The 5,740-nt window shown below is 65.7% G+C and carries 4 protein-coding genes and 2 pseudogenes; 3 read left to right on the top strand and 3 right to left on the bottom strand.

What is annotated here, in order from left to right; genetic code table 11:
- Nucleotides 1-631: pseudogene (locus AC2VOU_RS14670) on the top strand (cytochrome P450 family protein); the annotation flags it as partial.
- A 171-nt stretch (nucleotides 632-802) separates the two neighbouring features.
- Here AC2VOU_RS14670 and AC2VOU_RS14675 read toward each other — a convergent pair.
- Both AC2VOU_RS14675 and AC2VOU_RS14680 read right to left on the bottom strand, forming a co-directional pair.
- Complete coding sequence (locus AC2VOU_RS14675) at nucleotides 803-994, bottom strand: ferredoxin (RefSeq protein ID WP_486958035.1); 192 nt, start codon at nucleotides 992-994, stop codon at nucleotides 803-805.
- 12 nt (nucleotides 995-1,006) lie between these two features.
- Entirely contained in the window at nucleotides 1,007-3,388 is a 2,382-nt protein-coding gene (locus AC2VOU_RS14680; RefSeq protein ID WP_486958036.1) for a CaiB/BaiF CoA-transferase family protein, read from the bottom strand.
- 131 nt (nucleotides 3,389-3,519) lie between these two features.
- Between AC2VOU_RS14680 and AC2VOU_RS14685 the strand changes: the two genes are divergently transcribed.
- On the top strand, nucleotides 3,520-4,341 hold the full coding sequence (locus AC2VOU_RS14685) for a FadR/GntR family transcriptional regulator (protein ID WP_486958037.1): 822 nt from the start codon (nucleotides 3,520-3,522) through the stop codon (nucleotides 4,339-4,341).
- Nucleotides 4,334-4,842 (top strand): annotated as a pseudogene (locus AC2VOU_RS14690) (SDR family oxidoreductase). The gene AC2VOU_RS14685 and the pseudogene AC2VOU_RS14690 overlap by 8 nt, the downstream one beginning before the upstream one ends.
- Here AC2VOU_RS14690 and AC2VOU_RS14695 read toward each other — a convergent pair.
- Nucleotides 4,823-5,674 (bottom strand): LLM class flavin-dependent oxidoreductase, encoded by an 852-nt coding sequence (locus tag AC2VOU_RS14695; RefSeq protein WP_486958038.1) that lies wholly within the window; start codon nucleotides 5,672-5,674, stop codon nucleotides 4,823-4,825. The pseudogene AC2VOU_RS14690 and the gene AC2VOU_RS14695 sit on opposite strands and share 20 nt — an antisense overlap.
- Nucleotides 5,675-5,740 lie beyond the last annotated feature (66 nt).

The following is a 5,740-nucleotide window of genomic DNA, read 5'->3' on the forward strand; positions in this document are numbered from 1 at the left end:
GACGGCTTCGCCAGTCGATCTGCCCGATTTTGCCTAGTGGTGCAACGGTTTTCCCGACGAGATATTCACCGAGCTGAGGCGCAACCGGCCGCTGTTCCGCCACGGCCTGACGCCGGGCGTCGAGAAGACCGTCGAACGGGACTTCTGGATGACCACTAAACATCGGCACGCCGTGCGGCTGCATCGCGACTACGAGTCGTTCACTGCGGTCAACGGTCCGCTTATTCAGCCGGCCGACCTGTTTTCGTCATAGCCGACCATCATCACGCTCGATCCGCCCGAGCAGAACAAGCACCGCAAGCTCATCTCGAGTGTGTTCACGCCTCGGGCGATCGCCAAGCTCGAGGACGGTATTTGGGCGCGTGCGTCGCGCATGATCGACGACCTGATCCTCCGCGGCAGTGGCGACTGGATCGACGACGTCGCGGACCCGCTGCCGATGACCGTAATCGGCGACATCATCGGCATTCCGGAACAGGACCGGCCACGCATATTCGACGGCTTCGACACCATCCTGAAGGCTCAGTCCACCGGGAAGCCGATTGACACAGACGTATTCGCCTCCATCTTCGGTTACGCGATGGAACTGACCGCCGAGAAGCGGCGCAATCCAACCGACGACATCTGGAGCTTGCCTGGGCGCGATGCTGGCACGCGCGGAACTGCGCGCGGTGTTCGACGAACTCCTCGTGCGCGGGCACAGCTTCACACTTCGGGCCGGCCAAGGTGACCTATCCGAACCTGACCACCAACATGTCGATCTACGACGAGGTGGCGATGACGTTGATCGCGCGCTAGCGGCTCAGTCGAGGATCCGCAGCGCGGCTTTCGGGCACTGGTCCACCGCGGCCGCCACGTCGATCTGCAGATGCTCCGGTATCTCGCCCTCGGCGATGTGCACCACGTCGGACGTACCGATCTCAAAGATGTCCGGCGCCAACGACTCACAGAATCCGTTTGCCTCACACAATGATTCATCGACTACTACCCGCATACTCTGCTCCTTTCACAGTCCCTTGGGCCGAGTGCCGATAACGCCGGCCGCCGCGAGCCGTGCCAGATCTTCGTCGCTCAGCCCGCACCGATCACGCAGCACCTCGCCGTTGTGTTCACCGAGCGTAGGCGGCGGGAGCCTCAACCAGGAGCGCTGCCCGTCCAGCGGCGCGAAAGGTGGACGCGGGTAGCGGGCCGCGCCGGTGCGTGGATGGTTCAGCGTTTCCAGGAATCCTCGGTGGTTGAGCTGGTCGTTGTCGGTGACCAACGATGGCGACACCACCGGTGCGGCGGGAATCCCCACGGCGGCAAACGCATCCACCGTGGGGTCGAGCTTCTGACGGGCGAACCAGGGCTGCAGGTTCCGGTCGATCTCGTCGGCGTGGGCGCGCCGGCCTTCGACGGTGTCGAACTGACGGTCGTCGGCCCAGGCTGGCCGGCCCAGCAACTCGACCAGCGCCCGCCACTGCCGGTCGGTGCGCACGGTGACCGCGATCCAGTCGTCGTCGCCGCAGCAGCGGTAGAGGTTCTGAACGGCCCACCCGTGTCCACGGTTGCCGCGACGGCTCAGGGTGACCCCGAATACTTCGAATTCCATCGGCTGGACGGCGGTCACGTTGAGCACCGTCTCGATCATCGGCAGTTCGACCAGCTGGCCCAGTCCGGTGCGATCGGCGAAACACAGCGCGGCCGTCACCGCGAACGCCGCATGCACGCCGGCCAACGGATCACACGCTCCGCGCGGCGGCACAGGCGGCCCGTCGGCGGAACCGGTGATCCACGCCAGCCCAGCGATCTGCTCCATGGTCGGCGCGAAGCCGACGCGGTCGCGCCACGGACCGTCCAGCCCGAAGGCGGGCATCCGGGTGATCACCAGCCGCGGGTTCATCGCCAGCAACGCATCAGCGGTGAACCCGAAATGTTCCATCACCCGCGGGGAGAAGTTCTCGATCACGACGTCGGCGTCGGCGACTAATTCGCCGAACAGCCGACGCCCTTCCTCGGAACCCAAATCCAGTGTGACGGAGCGCTTGTTGGTGTTCATGGCGTGGAATACCCACCCGTATTCCCACCAGTCGTCGACGTCTTTGCGCATGCCGCCCGAGTACCGGATACCGTCGGGCCGCTGGATCGATTCCACCTTGACCACATCGGCGCCAAACGCCGCCAGCAGATGCGTCGCGGCGGGCCCGGCCCAGAACGCGGTCAGGTCGACGATCCGAAGGCCATCGAACGGCAAGCTCGGGGCCGACGGCGGCTCGGGGCATTGGCGGGCCGGCCACGGCGCGATTCCGTCGGCCTCGCCGAGCGCGGGTGCGTGGCGCAGCGCCGCTGGCGCGCACACCGACATCAGCCACGGCGCGCGCGGCTGGTGAAATCCCGCTGGGTTGCGCACGAACACGCCCCGCTCGGTTGCATAGTCGGTGTCGCGAATCGTTGCGCCGTTGCCCAGGGCCGCGATCGGCAGCCGGAACAATTGGCCGAGCTCGACCACTTCGGCAACGGTGCGTTCGGCCAGCCACGGCCGAATCCGCTCGCGGATGAAGTCACGGTGCTGCCATCGACCGATCTGGAAGCTCAGCTGCGGATTCTCGGTCAGCTCAAGGCAGTCGACCATCGCCGCGAAATCCAGCCACTGCTGCCCGGTAACCATCGTGATCCCGACGTAGCCGTCCTTGGCCGACTCGATCGACGGCACCTCGATGGTGCGGGTCACCGGCGGCGCCTTGAGCAGATGCGAATGCAGCCATTCGCCGCTTTGCATCAACGTGATCGCTTCCAGCAGCGACAGATCCAGATGTTCGCCGGGTCCACCGCGCTGGACACGGCGGTGCACGGCCAGCGCACCGAACGCGGCGAACACCCCGCCCATGTACTCGCCGAGGTCGCCGCCGATGGCGATCGGCGGTCCGGCCGGGTCGCCGCGGAAGCCGGTCAAGCCCGACCACGCCTGCAAGGTGAACTCACTGGCGGCGCGCTCGGCGTACGGGCCGGTCCAGCCGAAGTCGGAGATCGTGACGACGACGGCGCGCGGAAATTCGGTGAGCAGTCGCTGCGGGTCGATACCCCACGCGGCCGCCTGCGACCGCGTCCCCGTCACCACCGTGATGTCGGCGCCGGCCAATTCGGCGTCGAGGTCGACTCCCGACCACGTCAGACTGCGCTTGCCGGCGTTGAGATAGCCGAATAGCGGAGAACTTGCGCCCTCGGCTATCTCCGACCCGCTGGCGCTGAACCGCCGCAGCCAATCCCCTTGCACCGGTTCAACCTTCCGTACGTCCGCACCGGCATCGACCAAGAGCTTTCCGCAGTAACTACCCGCAACGCGGTCGCTGATCTCGACGACGCGGACGTCCGCCAGCGGTGTCGGTCGGCTACCTCGCCCGTCGCTCAACCTGTGTCCTATCACGTTCGACTGCGCTGTTGACCAGCGCGGCTATTATGCCATTACTGCTAAGATTGCAGTGTATGGAGTTCGCGGGCGCAGCGGCCGTGTCTCCGCCGTGAATCCGCTGCTGGAATCAGATGACTGCGCTGGGAATTGGCCCCGAGGCCCGACGTCGACTGTCGGCGCCGCGGATCGCCGAAATCGTCGCCGACGAGTTGCGGCGGCAGATCATCGACGGTGATTTGGCCGACGGCGATTTGCTGCCACGCCAGGAAGTGCTCGTCGAGCAGTTCAATGTCAGCCTGGTTTCGTTGCGAGAAGCGTTGCGAATTCTGGAGACCGAAGGGCTGGTCTCGGTCCGGCGCGGCAATCGCGGCGGCGCGATCGTGCACGCCCCCGCGAAGACCAGCGCCGCCTACATGCTGGGGCTGCTGCTGCAGAGCGAGTCGGTGGTCGTCGCCGACCTCGGCAGCGCACTCCTCGAGCTCGAACCCGCCTGCGCAGCGCTGGCCGCGCAACGCGGCGACCGCGCCGACACCATCGTCAAAGAGCTCAAAGAGATCAATGACGCGATGGCGGCCCATCTGGAGGACGGGCCCGAATTCACCGAAATCGGGCGCAGATTCCACGATGCCATCGTGCACGGCTGTGGCAACAAAACGATCATCGCCGTTGTCGGGACCTTGGAGACGCTGTGGACCAGCCACGAACAGCAGTGGGCTGACGAGAGCGCCGCGAAGGGCACCTACCCGTCGCTGACCAAGCGCCGCGCCGTGCTCAACACCCACATCAAGATGTCTGAAATGATCGAGGCCGGAGACGTCGAACGGGCGCGTCGCGTTGCGGCCCGGCATCTTTCCGACACCCAGAGCCACGTGCTGGCCGCCGGAGGAGACCAACGGATCTACGCCCTGTCGCCGCAGGCGTTGTCCCGCCCGCGGGACAACCGCCATCTCTAGAACCGCGCTCATCACCGGCGGCAGTGGCGGCATCGGCAAGGCCTGCGCTGCACAACTGTGCGAGCTCGGTTACGACGTCGTGCTGTCGGCCCGCCGAGAAGGCCCGTTGCGTGCTGGCGCCGGCTCCCGGTTCGTCTTCGTCTCGTCCTCCGCGTCGTACGAGCCGATGATGGCCCGCACCGCTTACTCGGCGTCCAAGGCCGGCATGAACGCATTCGCCCGCGCGCTGGCGCTCGAGGTCGACCGTGACGGCATAGCCGTGCACATCGTGACGCCACGCCGGGCCCGGTGGAAACCGATATGCAGCAGGACGTTCCGTTCGAGATGCAGGCCATCCAGGTCGCCGACGTCGCCGACGCGGTCGCGTGGCTCGACACGGTGGATCCGTCGGTCGATCTGCCGGAGATTCGGCTGAGCGCGGTGCGGCGCGGGCCGTACGCCCAGCTGCGGGTGGTGCCTGACGAAGTTCACCGCCGCGCCGCTAGTGCGGAAAGGCCTTGATCACCGTTTCGCCGAATTCGTGCAGCGATTCCGGTGCCGCGAAATCAGCGAACCAGACGTAGAAGCGCTCGACGCCTTGACCGGAAAAATGCCGGAAATGTCTGGACAATTCGTTGGCGTCGCCACACATCAGGCCTGAGCCGAGATTGCCGAAGCGCTTGGTGCTCGCCTCACGCACCCTGACCGGATCGCTGTCTTTTCGGATAAATCCGATCATCTGCTGGATCGACAACCGGGCAGGCCCGGCCGCGGGAGCCAACTCCGCGAGTCGGTCGATGTGATTGGCCGGGATGTTCCACCAATCGGCATGCCTGCGAACAAGTTCCATCATCCGCTTCCCAGTGCCGCCCAGGATCAGCGGTATGGGATGGGAGGGCAGCGGCGCTTGACTACCGGCGGAACCCTCACGATGTCCCCAATACTGGTTGATCATGTCGAGGTGCTGCTCGAGCTGCCTGACTCGCATGACCGGATCTTGATGGCCGACCTCGAATCTGGCGAATTCGGCGGGCCAGGATCCCGAGCCGAGCCCGAGTTCGAATCTACCGCCTGAGGCTTCTGACAGTGTGACCGCCTGCTTGGCCAGCACCGCCGGTTGGCGGAACGCGTCGCAGAGCACCAGATGGCCGATCCGTAGCCGTTCGGTCTTGGCAGCCACCCAGGTCGCGACGCCCATTGCCTCCCAGATGTTTTCGCCGGGCTGCCCGGGCGCCTCCAGGTGGTCGATGAACGCAATCCCGGTGAACCCGCTGGCCTCGGCGTGACGTGCCCGCGCCACGATGTCGGCGATCGGCACCCGCACCTGCGGCAGGAACAAATACCACTCGGCCATGACCCTCCAGCATTCACACCGGCCTCGCCGCAGCGATTGACGTCTCTCACGCTAGTTTACTATTTT

Source organism: Mycobacterium sp. TH-M25 (assembly GCF_057473665.1).

Excerpts from the sequence above, each read along its gene's own strand:
- AC2VOU_RS14675 (WP_486958035.1), bottom strand. The coding sequence starts at position 994 with ATGCGGGTAGTAGTCGATGAATCATTGTGTGAGGCAAACGGATTCTGT.
- AC2VOU_RS14685 (WP_486958037.1), top strand. The coding sequence starts at position 3,520 with ATGACTGCGCTGGGAATTGGCCCCGAGGCCCGACGTCGACTGTCGGCG.
- AC2VOU_RS14695 (WP_486958038.1), bottom strand. The coding sequence starts at position 5,674 with ATGGCCGAGTGGTATTTGTTCCTGCCGCAGGTGCGGGTGCCGATCGCC.